This is a genomic window from Phaeobacter sp. HS011, assembly GCF_018101215.1.
Classification (GTDB): domain Bacteria; phylum Pseudomonadota; class Alphaproteobacteria; order Rhodobacterales; family Rhodobacteraceae; genus Phaeobacter; species Phaeobacter inhibens.
Map to the genome: position 1 here is coordinate 1 of NZ_JAGEUF010000021.1, position 1,157 is coordinate 1,157.

General features: G+C 60.0%; 1 protein-coding gene. It reads left to right on the forward strand.

Annotation, left to right across the window (positions count from 1 at the left end):
- A partial coding sequence (gene gmd, locus J4721_RS19645; protein ID WP_211003484.1) for a GDP-mannose 4,6-dehydratase occupies positions 1-1,118 on the forward strand: 1,118 nt, incomplete at its 5' end.
- Positions 1,119-1,157 lie beyond the last annotated feature (39 nt).

A 1,157-nucleotide genomic window follows, 5' to 3' on the forward strand; every position in this document is an offset into this window, starting at 1 on the left:
TGAAAAAAGCCCTCATCACCGGTGTAACGGGTCAGGATGGGTCCTACCTTGCGGAGTTTCTTCTTGAGAAGGGCTATGAGGTGCATGGGCTGAAGCGGCGGGCGTCGTCGTTCAACACCCAGCGGGTGGATCACATCTATCAGGACCCGCACACCGATCATGCCCGGTTCAAACTGCATTACGGCGATCTGACCGACACCTCCAACCTGACCCGGCTGCTGAGCGAGATTGAACCGGATGAGGTCTATAACCTCGGCGCGCAGAGCCATGTCGCCGTCAGTTTCGAGGCACCGGAATATACCGCCGATGTCGATGGCATCGGCACGCTGCGCCTGCTGGAGGCAATCCGCTTTCTGGGGCTGGAGAAAAAGACCCGGTTTTATCAGGCCTCGACTTCGGAATTATACGGGTTGGTGCAGGAAACCCCGCAGCGTGAGACGACGCCGTTTTATCCGCGTTCGCCTTATGCTGTGGCCAAGCTTTATTCCTACTGGATCACGGTGAACTACCGCGAGGCCTATGGTATGTATGCCTGCAACGGCATCCTGTTCAACCACGAGAGCCCGCGCCGGGGCGAAACCTTCGTGACCCGCAAGATCACCCGGGGCCTTGCCAATATCGCGCAAGGCCTCGAAGAGTGTCTTTATATGGGCAATATCGACGCGCTGCGTGACTGGGGCCATGCGAAGGATTACGTGCGGATGCAGTGGATGATGCTGCAGCAGGAGGCCCCGGAGGATTTTGTCATTGCCACCGGCAAGCAATATTCGGTGCGCCAGTTCATCACCTGGTCGGCGCAGGAGCTGGGGCTGACGCTGGCGTTTTCGGGCGAGGGGGTGGAGGAAATTGCCACCGTGACCGCGATCGAGGGCGATATGGCCCCGGCGCTGAAGGTGGGCGATGTGGTGCTGCGGATTGATCCGCGTTATTTCCGCCCCGCCGAGGTGGAGACGCTGCTGGGGGATCCCACCAAGGCGAAGCAGAAACTGGGCTGGGTGCCGGAGATCACCACCGAAGAGATGTGCGCCGAGATGGTGCGCGAAGATCTCAAAACCGCCCGCCGCCATGCCCTGCTGAAAGAACACGGCATGGATCTGCCGGTCAGCACCGAGGGCTGAGAGCATGGGCACCAGCGCTGTGAAAATCTATGTGGCCGG